Annotated in this window: 23 protein-coding genes and 3 tRNA genes; 22 read left to right on the top strand and 4 right to left on the bottom strand. The window is 39.2% G+C overall.

Going from position 1 to position 22949, the window contains the following annotated elements; translation table 11 throughout:
* Nucleotides 1–26: 26 nt before the first annotated feature.
* On the bottom strand, nt 27–1040 hold the full coding sequence (locus CJ229_RS05600) for a zinc-binding alcohol dehydrogenase family protein (RefSeq protein WP_102167582.1): 1014 nt from the start codon (nt 1038–1040) through the stop codon (nt 27–29).
* 130 nt (nt 1041–1170) lie between these two features.
* Here CJ229_RS05600 and folP point away from each other — a divergent pair, with 130 nt between their 5' ends.
* From folP to CJ229_RS05560, 8 genes are all read left to right on the top strand, one after another.
* Entirely contained in the window at nt 1171–1965 is a 795-nt protein-coding gene (gene folP, locus CJ229_RS05595) for a dihydropteroate synthase (protein WP_308409540.1), read from the top strand.
* Nucleotides 1966–2328 (top strand): dihydroneopterin aldolase, encoded by a 363-nt coding sequence (folB, locus tag CJ229_RS05590; protein WP_102167584.1) that lies wholly within the window; start codon nt 1966–1968, stop codon nt 2326–2328.
* Nucleotides 2328–2804, top strand: coding sequence for a 2-amino-4-hydroxy-6-hydroxymethyldihydropteridine diphosphokinase (gene folK, locus CJ229_RS05585; RefSeq protein ID WP_102167585.1), 477 nt, complete (start codon nt 2328–2330; stop codon nt 2802–2804). The genes folB and folK overlap by 1 nt, the downstream gene beginning before the upstream one ends.
* Nucleotides 2797–3801, top strand: coding sequence for a tRNA dihydrouridine synthase DusB (dusB, locus tag CJ229_RS05580; protein WP_102167586.1), 1005 nt, complete (start codon nt 2797–2799; stop codon nt 3799–3801). Before folK ends, dusB begins: the two co-directional genes overlap by 8 nt.
* 12 nt (nt 3802–3813) lie before the next feature.
* Nucleotides 3814–5307 carry a lysine--tRNA ligase gene (lysS, locus tag CJ229_RS05575; protein WP_102167587.1) on the top strand — a complete coding sequence of 498 codons (1494 nt, stop codon included), beginning with the start codon at nt 3814–3816 and terminating at the stop codon, nt 5305–5307.
* Between the two features lie 109 nt (nt 5308–5416).
* Nucleotides 5417–5489, top strand: a tRNA-Val gene (locus tag CJ229_RS05570).
* A gap of 28 nt (nt 5490–5517) precedes the next feature.
* Nucleotides 5518–5589 (top strand) — tRNA-Gly (locus CJ229_RS05565).
* Between the two features lie 12 nt (nt 5590–5601).
* Nucleotides 5602–5675, top strand: a tRNA-Ile gene (locus CJ229_RS05560).
* A 68-nt stretch (nt 5676–5743) separates the two neighbouring features.
* Here CJ229_RS05560 and CJ229_RS05555 read toward each other — a convergent pair.
* A complete protein-coding gene (locus CJ229_RS05555) occupies nt 5744–7057 on the bottom strand; it encodes a MurT ligase domain-containing protein (RefSeq protein WP_102167588.1) in 1314 nt (437 codons plus the stop codon).
* 128 nt (nt 7058–7185) lie between these two features.
* Here CJ229_RS05555 and rpsN point away from each other — a divergent pair, with 128 nt between their 5' ends.
* Nucleotides 7186–7455 carry a 30S ribosomal protein S14 gene (rpsN, locus tag CJ229_RS05550; RefSeq protein WP_068128604.1) on the top strand — a complete coding sequence of 90 codons (270 nt, stop codon included), beginning with the start codon at nt 7186–7188 and terminating at the stop codon, nt 7453–7455.
* A 39-nt stretch (nt 7456–7494) separates the two neighbouring features.
* Here the strand turns inward: rpsN and CJ229_RS05545 are convergent, their stop codons facing one another.
* Entirely contained in the window at nt 7495–7950 is a 456-nt protein-coding gene (locus tag CJ229_RS05545; protein ID WP_083286915.1) for a hypothetical protein, read from the bottom strand.
* Nucleotides 7951–8013: 63 nt separating this feature from the next.
* Nucleotides 8014–9228: a NupC/NupG family nucleoside CNT transporter gene (locus CJ229_RS05540; RefSeq protein WP_317846524.1), complete on the bottom strand. Its 1215-nt coding sequence runs from the start codon at nt 9226–9228 to the stop codon at nt 8014–8016.
* A 182-nt stretch (nt 9229–9410) separates the two neighbouring features.
* Between CJ229_RS05540 and CJ229_RS05535 the strand changes: the two genes are divergently transcribed.
* From CJ229_RS05535 to rlmB, 13 genes are all read left to right on the top strand, one after another.
* Nucleotides 9411–9875: a CtsR family transcriptional regulator gene (locus tag CJ229_RS05535; protein ID WP_068128600.1), complete on the top strand. Its 465-nt coding sequence runs from the start codon at nt 9411–9413 to the stop codon at nt 9873–9875.
* Between the two features lie 4 nt (nt 9876–9879).
* Nucleotides 9880–10380, top strand: a complete 501-nt coding sequence (locus CJ229_RS05530) for a UvrB/UvrC motif-containing protein (RefSeq protein ID WP_070458380.1) — start codon at nt 9880–9882, stop codon at nt 10378–10380.
* Nucleotides 10352–11368, top strand: a complete 1017-nt coding sequence (locus tag CJ229_RS05525) for a hypothetical protein (RefSeq protein ID WP_317846523.1) — start codon at nt 10352–10354, stop codon at nt 11366–11368. The genes CJ229_RS05530 and CJ229_RS05525 overlap by 29 nt, the downstream gene beginning before the upstream one ends.
* Before the next feature lie 3 nt (nt 11369–11371).
* Complete coding sequence (locus tag CJ229_RS05520) at nt 11372–13816, top strand: ATP-dependent Clp protease ATP-binding subunit (RefSeq protein WP_068128592.1); 2445 nt, start codon at nt 11372–11374, stop codon at nt 13814–13816.
* A 130-nt stretch (nt 13817–13946) separates the two neighbouring features.
* Nucleotides 13947–15317: a DNA repair protein RadA gene (gene radA, locus CJ229_RS05515; RefSeq protein WP_070458386.1), complete on the top strand. Its 1371-nt coding sequence runs from the start codon at nt 13947–13949 to the stop codon at nt 15315–15317.
* 16 nt (nt 15318–15333) lie between these two features.
* The gene (locus tag CJ229_RS05510; protein ID WP_070458390.1) at nt 15334–16353 is read left to right on the top strand and encodes a PIN/TRAM domain-containing protein; all 1020 of its coding nucleotides are present in this window, start codon (nt 15334–15336) and stop codon (nt 16351–16353) included.
* Nucleotides 16353–17027, top strand: a complete 675-nt coding sequence (ispD, locus tag CJ229_RS05505; RefSeq protein WP_102167589.1) for a 2-C-methyl-D-erythritol 4-phosphate cytidylyltransferase — start codon at nt 16353–16355, stop codon at nt 17025–17027. Before CJ229_RS05510 ends, ispD begins: the two co-directional genes overlap by 1 nt.
* Nucleotides 17024–17512 carry a 2-C-methyl-D-erythritol 2,4-cyclodiphosphate synthase gene (ispF, locus tag CJ229_RS05500; RefSeq protein WP_068128583.1) on the top strand — a complete coding sequence of 163 codons (489 nt, stop codon included), beginning with the start codon at nt 17024–17026 and terminating at the stop codon, nt 17510–17512. The genes ispD and ispF overlap by 4 nt, the downstream gene beginning before the upstream one ends.
* Nucleotides 17505–18965, top strand: a complete 1461-nt coding sequence (gene gltX, locus CJ229_RS05495; RefSeq protein ID WP_102167590.1) for a glutamate--tRNA ligase — start codon at nt 17505–17507, stop codon at nt 18963–18965. Before ispF ends, gltX begins: the two co-directional genes overlap by 8 nt.
* A gap of 839 nt (nt 18966–19804) precedes the next feature.
* Nucleotides 19805–20458 carry a serine O-acetyltransferase gene (cysE, locus tag CJ229_RS05490; RefSeq protein ID WP_068129492.1) on the top strand — a complete coding sequence of 218 codons (654 nt, stop codon included), beginning with the start codon at nt 19805–19807 and terminating at the stop codon, nt 20456–20458.
* Nucleotides 20442–21836: a cysteine--tRNA ligase gene (gene cysS, locus CJ229_RS05485; protein WP_102167591.1), complete on the top strand. Its 1395-nt coding sequence runs from the start codon at nt 20442–20444 to the stop codon at nt 21834–21836. The genes cysE and cysS overlap by 17 nt, the downstream gene beginning before the upstream one ends.
* Nucleotides 21829–22212: a Mini-ribonuclease 3 gene (locus CJ229_RS05480; RefSeq protein ID WP_068129494.1), complete on the top strand. Its 384-nt coding sequence runs from the start codon at nt 21829–21831 to the stop codon at nt 22210–22212. The genes cysS and CJ229_RS05480 overlap by 8 nt, the downstream gene beginning before the upstream one ends.
* Complete coding sequence (gene rlmB / locus CJ229_RS05475) at nt 22209–22946, top strand: 23S rRNA (guanosine(2251)-2'-O)-methyltransferase RlmB (RefSeq protein ID WP_068129496.1); 738 nt, start codon at nt 22209–22211, stop codon at nt 22944–22946. The genes CJ229_RS05480 and rlmB overlap by 4 nt, the downstream gene beginning before the upstream one ends.
* Nucleotides 22947–22949: the final 3 nt, after the last annotated feature.

The raw sequence follows: 22949 nt of genomic DNA, 5'->3' as shown, positions 1-22949 counted from the left end.
ATAATTTTTTAAACATGCTTATACTCTTACTCTTCAACTTCTATAACGAGTTTTCCATGAACTTCGTGATTTTCTAATTTTTCATGTGCTTTAAAGATATTGTCTACCGATAACCCTTTCATGACCTCTGTTACTGTTGGTTTATAAACGCCTTCACTAATAAGATGACTAATTTCACTTAAGTATCTATGGTACTGATACTGATCATCAAGATCTTGTAGTGCTCTTGTAAACATAAATTCATGTGTAAATGTAATGCTTTTTGCTTTTAAGAGGTTTAAGTCTTGTTTTTCATTAAATGCGACAATTGTTGCGATATGACCACGTGGCTTTACAAGATCAATCATCACTTCATAATATAAATCTGCGTCAAATGTACAAAATACATAGTCAACGTTTTCGATATTATGAGATTTAAATTCATCACGTAAATCGTTCTTATGATTTAACACGATGTCGGCACCGAGTGATTTTGACCATTCTTTTGTTTCACTTTTTGATGCGGTCGTAATCACTTTGAGGCCATAGTGTTTCGCAATTTGTGTCGCCATACTTCCAACGCCACCTGCACCGTTAATAATAAGAATGGATTTACCTTTATTGTCTTCCTTATTTTTACTAATATTAAACACTTCAAAGAGTGTTTCTGACGCAGTAAGACTAGTGAGTGGAAAGCCTGCCGCTTCATTAAGCGATACGTTTTTAGGTGCATGCGAGATATACGCTTCATGCATCACTTGATGTGTTGCGTTCGAGCCGTCGACATCTGCACGACCGGAGTAAAAAACGACGTCTCCTTTTTTATAGCTCGTTACTTCACTTCCAATATCTTCAACAACACCTACCGCATCGTAACCGAGTATTCTCGGTGGTTGTTTAATTTCAGTTTGACGTGTTTTTGTGTCGACCGGGTTCATACCAATCGATTTTACTTTAACAAATACGTCTTTATCGTTTAGTTCTGGCTTTTCTAACTCTTTTTTGTAAAATTTATTTCCTTCGCTGAGTTTAAATGGTTCATCTGCAGCAATCGCATACATATTTAACGCCTCCAATTTAATAGTTAATATATGGATACCCTTACTTCTAACATAAGAAACCGTCAAAGAATTTATAAGTTAAAAAGCCGATAAAAAAATGGTATAATACTTATATTCTATGTAATTGAGGATGATTAGAGTGAAGCGACTACAAATTATGGGTATATTAAATGTCACACCAGACTCTTTTAGTGACGGTGGAGAGTTTCATCAACTAGATCATGCGGTTGAACACGCAGAGCAAATGGTTAAAGACGGTGCAGATATTATCGACGTCGGCGGTTATTCAACGCGTCCAGGGCATACCCCTATTTCTGTTGAAGAAGAAATTAAGCGTGTCGTTCCAGTAGTCGAAGCGATTCACAACTTAAATTTAAATGTCGACATTTCTGTAGACACGTTCCGTAGTGAAGTCGCAAAAGCGAGTATTGAAGCAGGCGCTACGATTATTAACGATCAGTGGCGTGGAACGTATGATGAAAAGATATTAGAAGTCGTCAGTGAATATAACGTGCCGATTATTCTAATGCACAATAATGAGCATGGTAAATACGACGACGTCGTTGAAGGTATGATTGCGGAGTTAAAAGAAAGTGTAGAACTGTGTAAGAAGTATAATATTAAAGATGAAAACATTTGGTTAGATCCAGGTGTTGGATTTGTAAAATCACGAGACGAAGAAATTAAAGTGATGAAAAACTTACACAAACTTGTCGATTTAGGGTATAAGGTTTTACTCGCAACAAGTCGTAAACGAATGATTAAAGAACTTATCGAAGACGATAGAGGACCAAAAGATAGAGACGCTGGTACTGCAGCAACAACAGTTATTGGCATTAACCACGGCGTAGATGCAGTGCGCGTTCATAATGTAAAAATGAACCGAGACATTAGTGATGTTTATATGAAGTTGAGAGGAAATTAAATGGATATTATAAAAGTAAATGGTATTCGACTTTACGCATATCACGGTGTTTTACAAGCAGAGCGTGATATTGGTCAGTATTTCATCGTTGACGTGGTATTATATACGGATTTAAGTGACGCAGGAGTTTCAGACGATGTTAACGACACGATTAATTATGCCGAAGTGTACCAATCGGTTGAAACGATTGTTCAAGGTCCACCAGTGAATTTACTCGAGCACTTGGGACATAAAATTATTGAAAAACTTATGAATGATTATCCTGCCGTGAAAAAAATTGAAGTTACAATCACAAAACCGAGTCCACCAATTGACGGCAACTACAAAGATGTGAGTGTGACGTTAAATAGAGAGGTTAAATAATGAAAGCTAAAGCTTATTTAGGACTTGGTGCAAATATTGGTGAACGACATGAAAACTTAAAACGTGCAATTCAGTTATTAAATGCTGGACCGCACGTCGAAGTAACAAAAGAGTCATCAATTTACGAAACTGCACCATATGGTAAAACAGACCAACCTGATTTTTTAAATATGGTACTCGAAGTAAAAACGGATTTAGAACCGATTGAACTGTTAGAATTTTGTTTATCAGTAGAAAATGAACTTGGACGTGTGCGTGAAGAAGTGTGGGGGCCAAGAATTATTGATATCGATGTATTAATGTATGAAGACTTAGAAATCGACATTGATAACTTAATCGTCCCACACGAAGAAATGCATCTACGCAAGTTCGTGTTAGAACCGTTCAACGAAATCGCACCGAATGCAGTACATCCGACATTTAATAAAACTGTCAAAGAGCTGTTAGAAGAACTAAACGGTGACACGGATGTTTAAAATTGGGAATGTAGAAATCCCAAACCGCGTTGTACTTGCGCCAATGGCAGGGATTTCCAACGTCGCGTTTAGAAAGACAGTCAAAGAGTTTGGTGCTGGAATGGTATGTGCTGAAATGATCAGCGACAAAGCACTGATCACTAACAATAAACGCACGTTAAAAATGCTCGAGGTGGACGAGACAGAGCACCCAATGTCACTTCAAATATTCGGTGGTGAAAAAGACACTTTAGTTGAAGCGGCAAAATATGTCGACAAACATACGAACGCTGATATTATAGATATTAATATGGGATGCCCAGTGAATAAGGTCATCCGCTGTGAAGCGGGTGCGAGGTGGTTACTCGATCCAGATAAGATATACGAAATGGTAAGTGCTGTTGTAGAAGCGGTTGAAAAGCCTGTCACTTGTAAAATGCGTATCGGTTGGGATGAAGAACACATCTACGCAGTTGAAAATGCGAAAGCCGCTGAACGAGCGGGCGCTGCTGCAATCGCAATTCACGGACGTACACGCGTACAAATGTACGAAGGAAAAGCGAACTGGGACGTCATTCGACAAGTAAAAGAAGCGGTGAACATACCAGTAATTGGTAATGGAGACGTTACAACTCCAGAACTCGCTAAAAAGATGCTCGACGAAACAGGTGTTGATGCTGTGATGATTGGCCGTGCCTCACAAGGGAATCCTTGGATTATATACAGAACCGTTCATTATTTAGAAACTGGTGAATTACTCGATGAACCGAGTTTAGATGAGAAAATCGACGTACTCACACTACATATGGATCGTTTAATCGACTTAAAAGGTGAGAAAACTGCTATTATGGAAATGAGGAAACATGCGTCGTGGTATTTGCGAAACGTTAAAGGTGGCGGACAAGTTCGCAGGCAAATTAATACAGTGGAGACACGAAGAGATCTCATTCAACTTTTAACACAATTTAAACGAGACATGGAATTACGTGACAATAAACAAACAGAAATACTTGTATAAGGAGACATATCAATGAGTGAAGAAATTAACGACCAAATTGAAGTTCGTCTAAATAAAATGAACGAACTTCGTGAAAAAGGACTCGACCCATTTGGACAAAAATTTATTGTAGATGCTATGTCTAAAGAATTAGTCGAAAATTGGGACGAGTTTTCTAAAGAAGAATTAGCAGAAAAAGAAACAGAGTCTAAAGTGCGTATCGCAGGGCGCGTGATGACAAAACGTGGTAAAGGTAAAGCAGGATTTGCGCACATTCAAGATATCGATGGACAAATTCAAATTTACGTGCGTAAAGACCAAATTGGTGAAGACGCGTTCGACGTTTGGAATCAAACAGACTTAGGTGATATCGTCGGTGTTGAAGGTGTTATGTTTAAGACAAACACAGGTGAATTATCTGTAAAAGCGACGGAGTATGTACATTTATCTAAAGCATTACGTCCATTACCAGACAAACACCACGGACTGAAAGACGTTGAAGAGCGTTATAGAAAACGTTACTTAGATTTACTGACAAACGAAGAGTCTAAAGTGCGTTTCATTTTACGTAGTAAAATCATTACCGAGATCAGAAAATATTTAGACGGTGAAGGCTTCTTAGAAGTTGAAACACCGATGATGCATGCGATCGCTGGTGGTGCGCAGGCACGTCCGTTTATTACGCACCATAATGCATTAGACGTTGATTTATATATGCGTATTGCGTTAGAGCTTCACTTAAAACGTCTCGTCGTTGGAGGGCTCGACAAAGTGTACGAAATCGGTCGTGTATTCCGTAACGAAGGGGTATCAACGCGTCATAACCCTGAGTTTACGATGCTTGAATTATACGAAGCATACGCAGACTACGAAGATATTATGGACTTAACTGAAAACTTAGTCGCACACGTAGCGAAAGAAGTACTCGGTTCTTCAGTCGTAGAATACGAAGGAGAAGAAATCGATCTTTCACCAGGTTGGCGCAGAGTCCACATGGCTGAAATTGTTAAAGAGTATACAGGTGTAGACTTCTTTGAACAAATGTCAGACGAAGAAGCACTCGCGCTTGCAAAAGAGCACGGTGTTGAAGTCGATAAATTCCATAGTACGTTTGGTCACGTATTAAACGAATTCTTTGAACAAAAAGTAGAAGAACACCTACATCAACCAACATTTGTTTACGGTCACCCAGTAGAAGTGTCACCTTTATCTAAGAAAAACCCAGAAGATGAAAGATTCACTGACCGCTTCGAGTTATTTATCGTCGGACGTGAACACGCGAACGCGTTCACAGAGTTAAACGATCCAATCGATCAAAGAGAAAGATTCCAAATGCAAGTCGACGAAGCGAAAAGCGGGAACGATGAAGCACATGAAATGGATGAAGACTTCATCGAAGCATTAGAATATGGACTCCCACCAACAGGTGGTTTAGGAATAGGAATCGATCGTCTCGTAATGTTGTTAACGAACGCATCATCGATTCGCGACGTTCTATTATTCCCTTATATGAGACAGAGTAAGTAATTAGGAAACATCCGCCGATAATTATCGGTGGATGTTCTCTTTATAGCTATTTATAAAAAACACTTGACGGTTATTAAAATTCATTGTAATATGTATAGTGTTGTGTCATGGAGGATTAGCTCAGTTGGGAGAGCACTTGCTCGACAAGCAAGGGGTCGGTGGTTCGAGCCCGCCATTCTCCATTTTTTTAATTTTAAAAGTAAATCATCTGCGGAAGTAGTTCAGTGGTAGAACACCACCTTGCCAAGGTGGGGGTCGCGGGTTCGAATCCCGTCTTCCGCTTTTTACTTTCTAGGGCCTATAGCTCAGTTGGTTAGAGCGCACGCCTGATAAGCGTGAGGTCGGTAGTTCGAATCTACCTAGGCCCATCGTTCGACAGTCGGTAACGGCTGTCTTTTTTTATGCAAAAAAACCGTTCGTAATGAACGGTTTTGTGCTAGATGATTTTTTTATCTTTTAATACTTTTCTAAACTCAAGCATTGCAGTATAACTCGCGATAATTTGAATGTTATCTGTACTCGCGTGCTTTAAATCTTCGACGATTTTTTCTAGATTGTCATACTTTTTAATTATGTGAGGGTTAAAACCTGCTTCAACTAAACGTTCAGTCATAACTTCTTTACTTATCCCACCAGTTTTAATTGTCGTAATGTTTTGACTAAGTAATGATTCGAAGTTACCATCACGTAACCAACTCACATCTACCCCGTCCGCGGGACGGTTGTTTAAGAGCGCAACGAGTGTCATTGGCTCTTCAACTGCTTCGATTAGAGTTAGGACTTGGTTTAAACCGACAGGGTTTTTAACAACGTTTAATGTTGCTGTGTGACCGTATATATTAATGCGTTCTTGTCGGCCAAATACACGTTCTGTCTCAAGTAGTGCGGCTTTAATATCCTCGTTATTAATATCATATTCTTTAGCGACACTATACGCAGCAAGTGCGTTATAGATGTTGTATAAACCAGCGACTGGGATTTTAAACGTCGCATCGTCCATACGAAAAGTAGACGACTCTTCTGAAAGCTTTATAATATCTGTGACTTTGTAGTCGAGTATTGGTCGCTTAAAATTACCTGATTTACAGTAATAGTTTCCTTGTCCAGAGTACGTATATGTTTTATAAGATAGTGTGCCACCACATTTCGGGCAATGATGCTGAGATTTTGGTGGGTGAACAGGTGTATCTACACCGAAAAATTTTCGTTCGTTCGGTAACTCTACCGTATTAAATAACGGTAAATCTCCGTTTTGTAACAGTATCGCATCCGGTACTTTTTTAGCAGCGTTTACGAGTAACTCATATGTTTTCGTAACGTCACCATAGCGATCTGCTTGGTCTAAAAATAGATTTGTATGGATTATGTACTTTGGGTTTAAGTCTTCAACGACTTTATTTAGAGTTCCTTCATCGACTTCTAAAATAGCAAATTTCTTTTCATCTGTACGATTTTTATGTTCGATGAAAGCACCAGCTATCCCTTGAACCATATTACTGCCTTGTATGTTAGACACGATCGTATTATATTTTTTCTTAAAAATGTTTGTGATTAAACGTGTCGTCAATGTCTTTCCATTCGTTCCAGTAATGATGATAACGTCATAATGTTGTGAGATATCTTTAATTATATTTGGAGAGATTTTAAGTGCTATTTTACCTGGGAGGCTAGAACCACCACCAGTAAATGTTGTAAGGAGTCGCTTCGTTATGCGACCTGTTAATAAAGCGAATGTTGTTCTAATAGACATTGAGATTTCCCCTTAAAATTAGTATGTATTATTATATCATTTTCAAATAAAATAAATAAATAAATTTGAATTTTTTAAAAGACGTGCTATAATTATAAAACGTAACAATTACGATATAGGAGGATTGTATGGCTAAAAAATCTAAAATAGCTAGAAACAAACAGCGCGAAGCAACTGTAGAAAAGTATCGCGCAATTCGAGAAGAAATGAAGAAAAATAAAGACTACGAAGGTCTTAAAAAATTACCGAGAGACGCATCACCAACACGACTCGTTAATCGTTGTGAAGTGACAGGGCGTCCGCACGGTGTACTTAGAAAATTTGGAGTATCACGTATTAAATTCCGTGAACTTGCACATAAAGGCCAAATCCCTGGCGTTAAAAAATCAAGCTGGTAATCAAAATGTCCTCTTCTTAAAGAAGAGGACTTTTTTGATTTAAAATGAGATCTCAACCGTTTTTAATCCATCGATGTTTTTAATTTTAGCAACTTCTTCATCAGAAGTTGGATATAAGTAAATTTCTTCTAGTTCAGAAGAGACACTTAAATATGCCTCATCGTCTTTAAAGAAACATAAGTCTTCAGGAGAGTCCGGTAAACTCCAGTCATATAAACTATTCGAGCGTTCGAGTAGCTTATCTTTTGCTTCAGATGTCGTCTTAAAGTAATACACTTTTGCGGTGTCATCGAAAAGGTTTGTCGATGGCCATTCATGTTGTTCCAGCACTTCTATAAATGAGTCCCCAAACCATTCGTTTAAATCTTGAAATGCATGTTCGTACTTTAAAATATCTGTACGCACGACGAGTTGAAACGTATCGCACGTCTCAAATAAAAAGTCGAGCAATGCTTCATACGTTTTTCCCACTGGGTTTTCTGTTACTGAAATCATTTTTTCACCTCGATTAAATTTTTATATAAGAAAAAGGTATGTCTAAAGACATACCTTATCGATTTATCTTACAAAGAATCCAACGATAACTGCACTTAATACAGATACGAGAGACGCACCGTATACAAGTTTTAAACCGAATTTCGCAATAAGGTCACCAGATTTTGCGTGGATACCTTTAACAGTACCTACGATAATTCCAATCGAACCGAAGTTAGCGAACGAAACTAAGAATACTGAAACCATTGCTTGAGTACGAGGTCCAAAAGTATCTTTAATTGCTTGTAAGTTTTCCATCGCAACGAATTCGTTTGTAACGAGTTTTGTTGCCATTAAAATACCAACTTCATGCGCTTCAGCAACTGGCACACCAATTAATACAGCAAGTGGCATTAAGATGTAACCGAGTATATCTTGGAACGTAAATACCAATCCAGGAATCGCTAAGAATAAGTTATTTAAGATTGCGATAAGCGCGTTAAATGCGATCAGCATCGCTGCTACGATAACCGCGATTAAAGCACCTTGTAAAATGTAGTCACTTAAAATTTGGAAGAATGACTTCCCTTGGTCAGGGTTAGACTCTGATGCAGTATAGTTTTCTTCCTCAGGTACATCATACGGGTTAATAATATGTATGATGATGTAAACGCTGAATAAGTTCAGCACAATTGCCGTGATGACGTACTCTGGTTGTAATAGTGTCATGTATGCTGCAACCATCGATAGAGAAATAGAACTCATCGCTTGCGCTGCGAGTGTATACAGACGTTGTTCGCCAAGTAAAGGTACTTGGTTTTTTAATGAAACGAATACTTCTGATTGTCCAAGGAACATCGAAGCTGCACCGTTATAAGACTCAATAAATGGCATACCAGTAATTTTTGATAAAATCCATCCTAAGCCGTGGATGATTGCTGGTAAGATTTTAAAGTATTGTAAAATACCGATTAATGCCGAAACTACGATGATAGGAATTAATACGTTAAAGAAGAATACAAATTGTCCTTCACCATTTGCGTCAACGAGTAACGGTCCGAATACGAAGCTCGTACCGACGCCTGCATATTCAAGTAATTTACCGAATCCAAACGCGAGCCCATCGACTACTTTACGTCCGCCACCTGTAGATAGAATTAAAAAGGCAAATGCGAATTGTAATGCGAGTAGTAACAGTATTTGTTTCCACTTTTTAAATGCGAGTTTTTTATCAGAACTTGCAATCCACGCTAAGAAGAACGTAACTGCTATACCGATAATTCCCCATACTATGTTCATATAACACACCTCTATAAAATTTATGACGTTATTCCATTATTATAACTGTTGTGTATATTGTATGTAAAGAATGTTCAATGATTTGAAAGATGAATTAAAACATATGGATAAGCATCCAAATTGATTAAAATAGGTCAAATAGGTTATACTATAGTCAAAGAAGGTCAAAAAGAGGTGGTTCTATGCGAAATATGTCGGATATTATCGAGGCTTATCTGAAACAAAAAATTGAGGAGTCTCATAATGAGCGCGTTGAAATTAAACGTGCGCAAATCGCTGAGAAATTCGATTGTGTTCCGTCGCAACTAAACTATGTCATTAAAACACGTTTTACAAACGAACTTGGTTATATCGTTGAAAGTAAACGTGGTGGCGGTGGGTACATTAGAATTACTAAAATTGAAACTCACGCTAAAGCAGACTATTTAGAACATATACTTGGGTTAATTGGGGATAGACTCTCTCAAATCAATGCGCAACATTTAATACAGTCTATGTATGACCGAGAAGTGATTACATATAACGAAGCACGTATTATGGATCGCATTATTTTAAGAGAGACGCTATTAATCGATTTACCTGAACGAGATATATTACGCGCACATATTATGCGCAACATTATTGAAGCAATATTATACGAGGAGTGATTGAATGCGGTGTGAAAGATGTCTTAAACGTGAGGCGATGATTCATGTGGCGGTCAGTCAAAACGAACATAAAAACGAACTATTTTTATGCCAAGAGTGCGCGCATGAATTATTTAATCAAAGCGTTGAAGACCAAGACCACAATCACTTAAATAATTTTATGTTACACGCACAATCTGAAATGAGAACGTGTCATCATTGTGGATCTACATTAAAAACAATCGTCGACATGGGTCGATTCGGATGTGAACACTGTTATGAAACATTTGGAAGTGATATTCACCAGATGATTAACCGTGTACAACATTTAAAAGATCGTCACGTCGGTAAAGTGCCGAAATCGTACGAATTATATTTAAAACAAGAAGAAAAAATCGAAAGACTCGAAGAAAAGTTAAACGTATTGATTAAAACGCAAGCGTTTGAAGAAGCTGCAGTTGTGAGAGATGAAATCAAAGCGTTAAAGGAGGGTGGTAATGGTGAAGACGAGCCCCTGGCTGAATAACAGCACACATCCACCGATTGAAATGTCGTCTCGCATTCGCCTTGCGCGTAATGTCGAAGGCTTAAATTATCCGCATCTTATTAAGGATGACAAAGAGTACGCACCGATTATAGAGACGATTACAACAGACTATCCGGAGTTTAACGTCATACACATGAATGAGTTAACGGATATCGAAAAAGAACTAATGAACGAAAAGTTTTTAATCAGTAAACTGTTTAAAAATCGTGGTGTGACACTGATTGTCAGTGAAGATGAAACGACGTCGATTATGATCGGAGAAGAGGATCATATTCGTATTCAAGTTGTAAATGTCGGACGTTCGCTTGAAGAACTGTATGAGGTGGCATCTGACATTGATGATGCGCTAGAAAAAGATTTAACGTATCAATTCGATCGTCAGTACGGATATAAGACGGCGTGTCCGACGAATGTTGGAACGGGACTTCGTGCGTCTGTGATGCTTCACTTACCAGCCTTAACGAGAAATAAACGAATTAAACGTCTACGTGACGTCCTCACGCGTATGGGATACACGCTTCGTGGTATATACGGAGAAGGGACACATCCAGTTGGAGATGTTTATCAACTTTCGAACCAAGTGACGTTAGGTTTAAGTGAGTTAGAGATTATCCATCATCTCGAGGAAATTAAAGAACAAATTATATTTGAAGAAACTCGAATGAGAGATTGGTTTTATCAAAATCGTGCGTTGACAGTGAGAGATACTGTATTTCAATCATATGGATTATTAAAGTATGCAGAGCAAATGTCATTAGAAGAAGCAGCAATGCACTTAAGTCATTTAAAATATGGCGTCGATATGGGAATTTTAGAAATCGAAAACTTTGAATTTCAAACGATATTAAATCAAATACAACGTGCATTTGTGCGTCAAAGTATAGAGTCGGTAGAACCCGCATATATCGATGCAGCAGAAAATAAAGCGCGTGCCACAATTTTAAAACGGCGCTTAGGAGGTATTTAATCTATGTTATTTGGTAAATTAACTGAACGTGCACAACGCGTATTAGCGTATGCACAAGAAGAAGCGATTCGCTTAAAACATTCAAATATAGGAACAGAGCACTTACTACTTGGTCTCGTGCGAGAACAAGAAGGTATCGCAGCAAAAGTTTTACAAGCTTTTGATATTACAGAACCATTAATAGAAAAAGAAATTAGTAAATTCGTGACAGAGGGTACAGAAACGCCAGTCAGCCTTCAATACACACCGCGTGCAAAACGCGTCATCGAATTATCTATGGATGAAGCACGAAAATTACACCATAATTTCGTTGGAACAGAGCATTTATTACTCGGGTTAATACGTGAAAGTGAAGGTATCGCAGCACGCGTTTTATCTTCTCTCGGTTTAAACATCACGCGCGCACGAGCGATGGTCATTCGAATGCTCGGGAACCCGCAGATGTATAAGTCACAAGAAGCAAAACCTGAAACAGATACGCCAACACTTGACGGTCTTGCGACAAACTTAACAAAAAAAGCAGAAGATGGGCGTTTAGATCCAGTCATCGGTCGATCAGATGAAATTACACGAGTCATCGAGGTGTTATCACGCCGTACAAAAAACAATCCGGTATTAATCGGTGAGCCAGGGGTCGGTAAAACGGCTGTCGCGGAAGGACTTGCGCAAAAAATCGTTAAAAACGAAGTGCCGTCAACGTTAAAAGATAAACGCGTCATGATGCTCGATATGGGTACAGTCGTTGCAGGTACTAAGTACCGCGGTGAATTCGAAGAACGCATGAAAAAAGTCGTCGATGAAATTAAAAAATCAGGAAACGTAATTTTATTTATCGATGAAATGCATACGTTAATCGGAGCAGGTGGTGCGGAAGGTTCAGTAGATGCATCTAACATTTTAAAACCGTCTCTATCTAGAGGAGAAGTTCAAGTCATCGGTGCGACAACGTTAGAAGAATATCGTAAATATATCGAAAAAGACGCAGCACTCGAACGTCGTTTCCAACCTGTAATGGTCGACGAACCGTCAGTTGAGGACACTATTTTAATTTTAAAAGGACTACGTGACCGTTACGAAGCGCATCACAGTGTGACAATTACTGATGAAGCACTCGAAGCAGCAGCGGTTATGTCAAACCGCTACGTTCAAGATCGTTTCTTACCAGATAAAGCAATTGACTTAATCGATGAAGCATCTTCAAAAGTGCGTTTAAAATCACATATGTCACCACCAGATTTAAAAGATTTAGAAGATCAGCTAGAAAAAGTAAAACAAGAGAAAAACGCAGCTGTACAATCTCAAGAATTTGAAGTAGCAGCGAAATACCGCGATGACCAAACGAAAATCGAAGAGAAGCTTCAACAGTTAGAAAACGACTGGAAGAACGCGCAATCGTCAGACAAACAAAAAGTAACGCGCGAAGACATTGAACTTGTCATTTCAAAAATGACGGGCATTCCACTGCAAAAAATTGCAGAAGAAGAGTCAGAGCGACTGTTAAACTTAGAGAAAATTCTACACGACAGAGTCATCGGTCAAAATGAAGCGGTAGAATCAATTTCTAAAGCAGTACGCCGTGCACGTGCAGGGCTTAAAAATCCTGAACGCCCAATCGGTAGTTTCATCTTTTTAGGACCGACAGGTGTCGGTAAAACAGAGCTTGCAAAAGCACTGTCTGAAGCACTTTTCGGTGAAGATGACGCGATGATTCGTATCGATATGTCTGAATATATGGAAAAACATAGCGTTTCTAGACTCGTCGGTTCACCTCCAGGATATGTTGGATATGACGACGGTGGTCAATTAACAGAACGCGTGCGTAGAAAACCATATTCACTCATCTTATTCGATGAAATTGAAAAAGCACACCCAGACGTATTTAATATGTTACTTCAAGTGTTAGATGACGGACGTCTTACAGATTCAACAGGTCGTACAGTCGACTTTAGAAATACAGTCATCGTCATGACATCTAACGTCGGAGCGACTGAGTTACGAGACAACAAATTCGTAGGATTCGGCTCTCAAGAAGCTTCAGAAGACTACGAAACAATTCGCAATACGATGATGAAAGAACTTAAAAACACGTTTAGACCAGAATTCATAAACCGTGTCGACGATATCATCGTATTCCACAGCTTAGAAAAAGAACATCTAGAAGAAATCGTTTCTCTTATGATTAAAGACTTAAATGCGCGTCTAAAAGACCGTGACATTCAAGTTGAATTAACAGACAGCGCAGTAAAAGCACTCGTCGATGACGGGTACGACAAAGAATTTGGTGCGCGACCATTAAATAGAAGTATTCAAAAGAATATTGAAGACACGTTAAGTGAAGCGATATTAAGTGGACAAGACTTAGTAGGTAAAACGGTGTCTGTCGATTATAAAGACGACGCATTTAAAGTCGACACAGGATCGCTTGAAAAGACAACTGAAAATGCATAAATAGATGTCGAGGGTTTAGAGCTTGTTATAATGCTCTAAACCCTTTTATATCATATGTACGGTACTTTCATAATTGTTTAGAAAATTATATAATAGTGAGTAATTAAACCGAGGAGGTTAACGTTTACAAATGGCAAAAACAAAAACAGTATTTGAATGTTTAGCATGCGGATTCGAATCTCCAAAATGGTACGGTCGATGTCCAAACTGTGGGGCATGGAACCAAATGGAAGAGTCGCTTGTACATAAAGAAACGAAAGCATCTGGACGCGGCACACTCGGTAAAGTAACCGATGAAAAAACACGTGCGACCCAGTTATCACGTGTGACGAAAAAAGAGTCGCCACGTACAAAAACGAAGAGTGGCGAGTTTGACAGAGTACTTGGTGGTGGGATTGTCGATGGTTCTCTTATTTTAATTGGAGGAGATCCAGGGATTGGAAAGTCGACGATTTTATTACAAACGGCACTCACACTTGCGGAAGATTACGACGTATTATACGTCTCAGGTGAGGAATCTCTGGAACAAATTAAAATGCGTGCAGACCGAATTACGACAGATGCGTCGAATTTAAACGTATACGCAGAAACGAATTTATTTTATATCCACGACGAGATCAATAAATTAAATCCAGACTTTTTAATTATTGACTCCATTCAAACAGTATTTCATCCAGATATTACAAGTGCACCAGGAAGTGTGTCTCAAGTACGTGAATGTACACAGTCAATTATGAATATCGCAAAAGGGCAAAACATCGCGACGTTTATCGTCGGACACGTTACTAAAGACGGGCAGATCGCAGGACCGCGTTTACTCGAACATATGGTAGATACCGTCTTATACTTTGAAGGTGACCAACATCACACGTTTAGAATTTTACGCGCAGTAAAAAACAGATTTGGATCGACAAACGAAATGGGTATTTTTGAGATGAAGTACGATGGTCTAAAAGAAGTCTTAAATCCATCTGAAATCTTCTTAGAAGAACGCTCTAAAAATACGCCAGGATCTGCGATTGTTGCGACGATGGAAGGGACACGCGCGATGCTCGTTGAAATACAAGCACTCGTCACGCCAACGCATTTCCATAATCCAAGACGTATGGCTACAGGAATCGACCACAATAGATTATCACTACTCATGGCAGTATTAGAAAAATCTGAAGGGCTACTCATGCAGCAACACGACGCGTATATAAAAGTCGCGGGTGGCGTTAAACTCGATGAGCCAGCGGTTGACCTTGCTGTGATTATGGCAATCGCTTCGAGCTTTAAAAATATAAGTGTACGAGGCGATACGTGTTTCATCGGAGAAGTCGGTTTAACAGGTGAAATTAGACGCGTTACTAAAATCGAACAACGCTTACAAGAAGCGGCGAAGCTAGGGTTTAACCGAGCGATTATCCCAGCGTCAAATTTAGCAGGACTAGCTCCTGTAGATATTGAAGTTGTCGGTGCAAGAACATTAAAAGATGCAATGAAAGAAATTTACAAATAGAAAGGAAGGAAGACGAATGTTAAGAGGATTATTAACACTCGTCTACTTTCTTACCGGAGTCACACTCGGAATATGGTGTTTCCATTCGACGGACTTTCCAGTACCAAGTGCAATCCACAACGTATTTTTCTATGGTGCGATTGGCGGGGTACTATTTTTAGCTTTAACATTTTGGACGATGCCATATTTTGTGCGCGGGTTAAAGAAAGTAGAGCGAAAATTATTATCTAGAAACATTACGGAAATATTCTTTGCGACAATTGGTATGCTACTTGGATTATTGTTTACTGTTTTTATTACGTTATTAACGAACATGTTAGACATACCTGTTGTCCGTGAAGTCATTCCACTAATTTCAGCAGTCGTCCTCGGTTATCTAGGCTATCAACTCGGCTTAAAAAAGACGACAGAGATTCTCGAGTTATTTAACCGAGCACCTAAAAATTTAACAAAAAAACTACTCGATACGAGTGCAATTATCGATGGACGTGTGTTAGACGTTTTAAAAAGCGGATTTTTAGAAGGCGAAATTATTATTCCGCAATTCGTGCTAGACGAACTACAATTAATTGCAGATTCTACCGATCATTTAAAGCGAGATAAAGGACAACACGGTCTCGACATTTTAAACGCGCTTCAAAAACAATCGGACGCCGTTAAAGTAAAAACGGTCAAATACGATAAGTTAGATGTGGACCAGCAGCTCATTGAACTCGCTAAAGAAGAAAATGCTGCAATTATTACGACAGACTATAATTTAAATCGTGTAGCACAAGTCCATAAAGTGACAGTATTAAACGTGAACGAATTAACTGAGGCGGTGCAGTTAAACATCCATCAAGGTGACACGTTCGAGATTTTAATTACAAAATCAGGTAAAGAAGACAACCAAGGTGTTGGATACTTAACCGACGGCACGATGGTCGTTTTAGATTCAGGAGAATCTTTTATTAACGAAACGGTACTCGTTGAAGTAACATCGATACTTCAAACCCATTCTGGGAGAATAATATTTACAAAACTTGGAGAGAAATAATGCAGTATTCAGCAGTGATTCCAGCAGCAGGGATCGGAAAACGTATGGGACTTGGCTTTAATAAGATAAAATACGAAATTGACGGCCAATCGATCATTCATCGCACAGTCGACATATTCAACCAAGATCCAGACTGTAAAGAAATTATTATCGCAACTGGAAAAGAAGACATCGAAGAATTGAACGAAGAGTTAAAAGACGTCAAAAAAGTAAAACGCATCGTACTCGGCGGTAAAGAACGCCAACATTCGATATATAACGCGCTTTTACACGTCGATGCGGATTACGTATTTGTACATGACGCTGCACGCCCATTTTTAGACATGGGTACTTTATCACGCTTAAAGACGGCGGTCGTGGAAAAAGAAGCGGTCATTTGTGGTGTCAAAGCAAAAAACACGATGAAGACAGTCGTCGACGGAAAAGTTGAAGCAACAATTAACCGAGAGACGACGTTCGAGGTGCACACGCCACAAGCTTTTTGTTATAATTTATTAATGGATGCACATGAGTACGCACGAGAAAACGACTTAGCAGTCACGGATGATGCAATGATGGTCGAGGCGTATGGACATGATGTTTTTATGGTAGATTCGTCGTATAATAACATTAAAATTACGACGGTAGAAGATTTAGTACTCGGAGAATCGATATTAAGGAGTCGAGAAAGATGAGAATCGGTCACGGTTATGATGTTCATCAGTTAAAAAAGGGACGACCGTTAATTATCGGTGGTCTTGAAATCGAGCATGAAGAAGGATTAGACGGTCATAGTGACGCAGACGTACTTCTTCATACGATTGCAGACTCGATTTTAGGTGCACTCGCACTTGGTGATATTGGAAAATTTTTCCCGGACAATGATCCAAAATATAAAGACATGGATTCACAAGTATTATTAAGTGAAGTCGTGTCAAAAATGACAGAAAAAGGTTACGAAGTCGGTAACGTTGACGCGGTAATTATCGCTGAGGCACCGAAGTTTCGTCCGTATATCGATGACATTCGACAAAACGTCGCGCGACTACTCGACACAACGATCGACAACGTAAACGTAAAAGCAACAACACATGAAAAGCTCGGCGCATTAGGTCGAAAAGAAGGTATCGCGAGTGAAGCGGTGATTTTATTAAAAAGAAAGAAGGCAAACAATGAGTAAAGTAAGAGTAAGATATGCCCCAAGTCCAACAGGTTACCTACATATCGGTAACGCAAGAAGTGCACTATTTAACTATCTATTCGCACGTCACTACGGTGGGGAGTTCATCATCCGTATTGAAGATACAGATAAAGCACGTCACGTCGACGAAGGTGAATCTTCACAGTTAAATTATTTAAAATGGCTCGGACTCGACTGGGATGAGTCAGTCGACGTCGGGGGTCAGTATGGGCCATACCGTCAATCTGAACGTAACCATATTTATAAACCTTATATCGAAAAGCTACTCGCTGAAGACAAAGCGTATCGTTGCTATATGACAGCAGAAGAGTTAGAAGAAGAACGCGAAATACAACTTAAAAACGGTAAGCAACCGATGTATAGCGGTAAGCACGCGAACTTAACAAAAGAAGAAGAAGAAGCATTTATCGCTGAAGGTAGAGAACCATCGATTCGTATTCGCGTACCAAAAGATAAAACATACACGTTCAACGACATGGTAAAAGGTGAATTATCCTTTGACTCAAACGGTATTGGAGACTGGGTCATCGTTAAAAAAGACGGTACACCAACATACAACTTTGCCGTCGCAATTGATGACCATGAAATGGCAATCACACACGTATTACGTGGAGATGATCACATTTCAAACACACCACGTCAATTAATGGTTTACGAAGCGCTTGGATTAGAGCCACCACAATTTGGTCATATGACGTTAATCGTAAACGAAGAACGTAAAAAGTTATCAAAACGCGACAGCGGTATTTTACAATTCATCGAAGACTATGAAGCACTTGGCTATTTACCAGAAGCATTATTTAACTTCATCGCTTTACTCGGATGGACACCAGGTGGAGAAGAAGAGCTATTCACAAAAGAAGAGTTCATTGAATTATTTACAGAAGAACGTTTATCAAAATCACCAGCATTCTTTGACAAAGTAAAATTAGAATGGGTAAACAACCAGTACATGAAACAAAAAGATATCGACAAAGTATTTGTGCTTGCATTACCATTCTTAGTTGAAGCAGGTCGCGTAAAAGAAGGCGCTTCAGAAGAAGAATTAGAATGGGCAAAATCACTCGTTCAGTTATATCAACCACAAATGAGTTACGCAGCTGAAATCGTCGAGTTATCTGAGCAATTCTTTAAAGAAGACGTTTCGTATGATGAAGCGGCAAAAGAAGTGTTAGCTGGTGAACAAGTCCCTGAATTAATGGATGCGTTAAAAGCAACATTCGCAAACTTAGAAGATTTCACAGCAGACAACATTAAAAAAGCGATCAAATCAGTGCAAAAAGAAACAGGCATCAAAGGTAAAAACTTATTCATGCCAATTCGCGTAGCGACAACAGGCGAAACGAGAGGACCAGAATTACCAAACGCATTAGAACTCCTCGGTAAAGAGACAGTACTCGCACGCATTGAAAACGTCATTCAAAGTCTTTAAGATTGAAAACAACTAAAAATCGTTATATAATTCACTTGTTGTTATCAGTATTTAAATAACGTGAAAACAGAGATTGCCTGGTCGGTGCGAAGGCAACACTATTATTTAAAGAAATGCATAAATTTTAAAGTGAATAAAAGATAAAAATCAGAGTGGAACCGTGCAACGCACCTCTGTCCGTATTAGGGCAGAGGTGTTTTTAATTGCGACAGGCGGTAAAGTTTAATGGGATTGTCAATCGCGAGGTAAAGCGCAGGTTTTTGTTCAGCAATTGGATTGTTGGCGGGGCGCTGGTGCGTAGCAATGCCGTTTATTTAACAGATTTTTGCTGAATCTGTTAGATATCTCCGGATAATTAACAAAAACAAGATGAGATACCCGAAATATGTTAGATAAAAAATTATAATTAACAAAAATCGGGTCACGCGAATGAAATTTGTTAAATAAATCCAGATATCTAACAAAATCACGATATTTTTGTTAAATAAAATCGTGAGAAAGAGTTTTGTTACACCTTAAGCGCGAAAAGTGCCTTTCATCTCACTGGCTACGTAGTTATTTAACAGATTTTTGCTGAATCTGTTAGATATCTCCGGATAATTAACAAAAACAAGATGAAATACCCGAAATATGTTAGATAAAAAATTATAATTAACAAAAATCGGGTCACGCGAACGAAATTTGTTAAATAAATCCAGATATCTAACAAAATCACGATATTTTTGTTAAATAAAATCGTGAGAACGGGTATAACTATCTTATAAGAGTAAAAACTCAAAAAGACGCCAACTCTTACCTGATTGCACCCACGCCAAACCCCACTCACAAAAGGAGAGACAATGTTTAAAAGAATAAAAGAAGATATTGATATGGTGCTTGAACTTGATCCAGCAGCGACGAGTCGGACGATGGTTTTTCTGACGTATTCTGGTATGCACGCTGTCTGGGGTCACTTGATTGCTCATTGGTTTTATAAGCACCGGATGTTTTTAATCGCGCGTATCATTTCGCAAACGATTCGATTTTTTACAGGCATTGAGATTCACCCTGGCGCGACGATTGGTAGGAGGCTTTTCATCGACCATGGAATGGGGATTGTCATCGGTGAAACGACAACGATTGGAGACGATGTTACGTTATACCAAGGTGTCACGCTCGGTGGTACCGGTAAAGAAAAGGGTAAACGTCACCCGACTATTGAAGATAAAGTACTCGTCGCAACCGGCGCGCAGGTGCTTGGTAATATAACCATCGGCGAAGGCACGAATATTGGTGCGAACTCAGTCGTCTTAAAAAATGTGCCGTCGTACTCAACAGTCGTCGGGATTCCAGGACATATCGTTAGACGTCACGGCAAACGTGTACCAACAGACACGCTTAACCATAACAACTTACCAGATCCGATATTAAATAAAATTTTAGAATTAGAAAAAGAAATCACTCAATTTAAAGAAAAAGAGAGGAATGAGGTTAAAGATGGTTCACATATATAACACACTCACACGTCAAAAAGAAAAGTTTGTTCCAATTGAAGAAGGTAAAGTAAAAATGTACGTCTGCGGACCGACGGTGTATAACTATATCCACATCGGTAACGCACGTCCAGCAATCGTATTTGACACAGTACGTCGCTACTTAGAATACCGTGGGTACGATGTCACGTTCGTATCGAACTTCACTGACGTTGATGACAAACTCATTAATGCGTCAAAAGAAACAGGTCAAACAGTTCCAGAAATCGCAGACAAATTTATCGCAGCATACTTTGAAGATACAGGTGCATTAAACGTCAAAAAAGCAGACGTCCACCCGAGAGTTATGGATCATATGGACGACATCATCGCATTCATTGAAACGTTAATCGATAAAGGACATGCTTACGAGCGAGACGGAGACGTATACTTTAAAACACGTTCATACGACGGTTACGGGCAGTTATCTAAACAGTCAATCGACGATTTAAAAGTCGGTGCGCGTATCCAGCAAGGTGAAAGTAAAGACGATCCACTTGATTTCGCGTTATGGAAACACGAAAAAGAAGATGAAATTAGCTGGGATAGTCCGTGGGGTAAAGGACGTCCAGGTTGGCATATCGAATGCTCGGTAATGGCGACAAAACATTTAGGCAAGACGATGGATATTCATGCGGGGGGACAAGACTTAACGTTCCCGCACCACGAAAACGAAATCGCTCAATCTGAATCTTGCACAGACGAAACGTTCGCAAATTACTGGATGCATAACGGCTACATCAATATCGACAACGAAAAGATGTCAAAATCACTCGGGAACTTTATCACTGTGCACGATATTTTAAAAGAACTCGATCCGAACATTTTACGATTCTTTATGCTAAGCGTGCATTACCGTGGACCAATTAACTTTAACCGTGAACTCGTCGACTCAGCAGCTGCTGGCTTAGACAGAATTTTAACAGCATACAATACTGCAGTAGAACGTAGAGAACACGCAATTAGTACAGAATTAGACGATAAAGAACTAGACTTCGTCAAAGAAAATATAAATACGTTTGAAGAAGCGATGGACGACGACTTCAACACAGCAAACGCAATTACAGCGTGGCACGAACTTGCGACGCGCCTAAATAAATATATGCGCCGTGACGCAACGAACAAAGACGTCCTTGACGCATATATCAACGCATACGACGCTTATAGTAACGTTCTTGGTATTACACTTGAACAAGAAGAATTACTATTAGACGAACGAATCGAAGCATTAATCGAAGAACGTGAAGCAGCACGTAAAGAGAAAGATTTTGCCCGTGCAGATGAAATTCGTGACACACTTCATGAAAAAGGCATTATTTTAGAAGATACAAAAGACGGAGTGAAATTCCGCCGTGGATAATTTATATGAAATTCACGACTTAACAAAAGCATACGTCGGTGACGCAGTTTACAGTATGTATGTCCGTAAACATATTGTGAAATCGTCACCTCGTATTCGAGCAAATGACGCGCATCAACTCGGCACGACGTTTGAAAAGGCGACGAGTCAGTCAAAAGCGTTACAGGCACTCGAAGATATATTAACGGATGAAGAAAAAGAAATCGTCAGACGTGCAAAAAATAAAAAGAGTAATACGAAAGCAAAGAGCGCAACGAGCAAAGAGTATCAAGAAGCAACAGGGTTAGAAGCCCTCGTTGGAGTTTTATATTTAAACGAAAAGTACGATAGGCTCGATGCGCTTTTTGAAATTATAGTGCGAGGTGAGTATTTATGAGTGAATCCGTTCTTGCAGGACGTCATGCAGTTAAAGAGGCGTTACAAGGTAATCGTGATTTAAACAAGATTTTAATTCAAGATAGTATTGAAAAGCATCAAATTAACGATATTTTAAAGCTTGCAAAGAAAAACAAAGTCGTCGTTCAAACAGTTCCTAAAAGTAAATTAGAATCGTTTACGAATGAACGCCATCAAGGTATTATCGCGTTTATCAGTGCATATAAATATATGCCGTTAGACACTCTCATTCAAAACGTCGAAGGAAAGAAAGCCAATCTACTTTTACTCGACGGCTTAGAAGATCCACATAATTTAGGAAGTATATTACGTACAGCGGACGCTACAGGATTTGATGCGGTAATTATTCCGAATAGACGTAGTGTACAAATTACAGATACAGTCGCACGCGTGTCAGTTGGTGCGGTCGAACACGTCCCAGTCGTACGCGTAACAAACGTCAACCAAGCGATCGACAAACTAAAAGACGCAGGTTTTTGGACGGTCGGTACAACGATGGATGCGCCGATGGACTATAGAGAATACCCGGCAGACATTAATACGGTACTTATTATCGGAAATGAAGGGGACGGTATTAGTAAAAAGACGTTAGAAAAATGTGATTTTACTGTGACGATTCCAATGGTCGGTAAAATATCAAGCTTAAACGCTTCGGTATCCGCAGGAATTTTAATGTACGAAGTGTACCGTAAACAATACCCGTTAAAAGAGTAGCGT

This window comes from Nosocomiicoccus massiliensis (assembly GCF_002871345.2).
In the GTDB taxonomy this organism is placed as follows: Bacteria; Bacillota; Bacilli; order Staphylococcales; family Salinicoccaceae; genus Nosocomiicoccus; species Nosocomiicoccus ampullae_A.
Note: the sequence above shows the minus strand (reverse complement) of the source record. Positions and strands in the feature narration are given on the sequence as shown.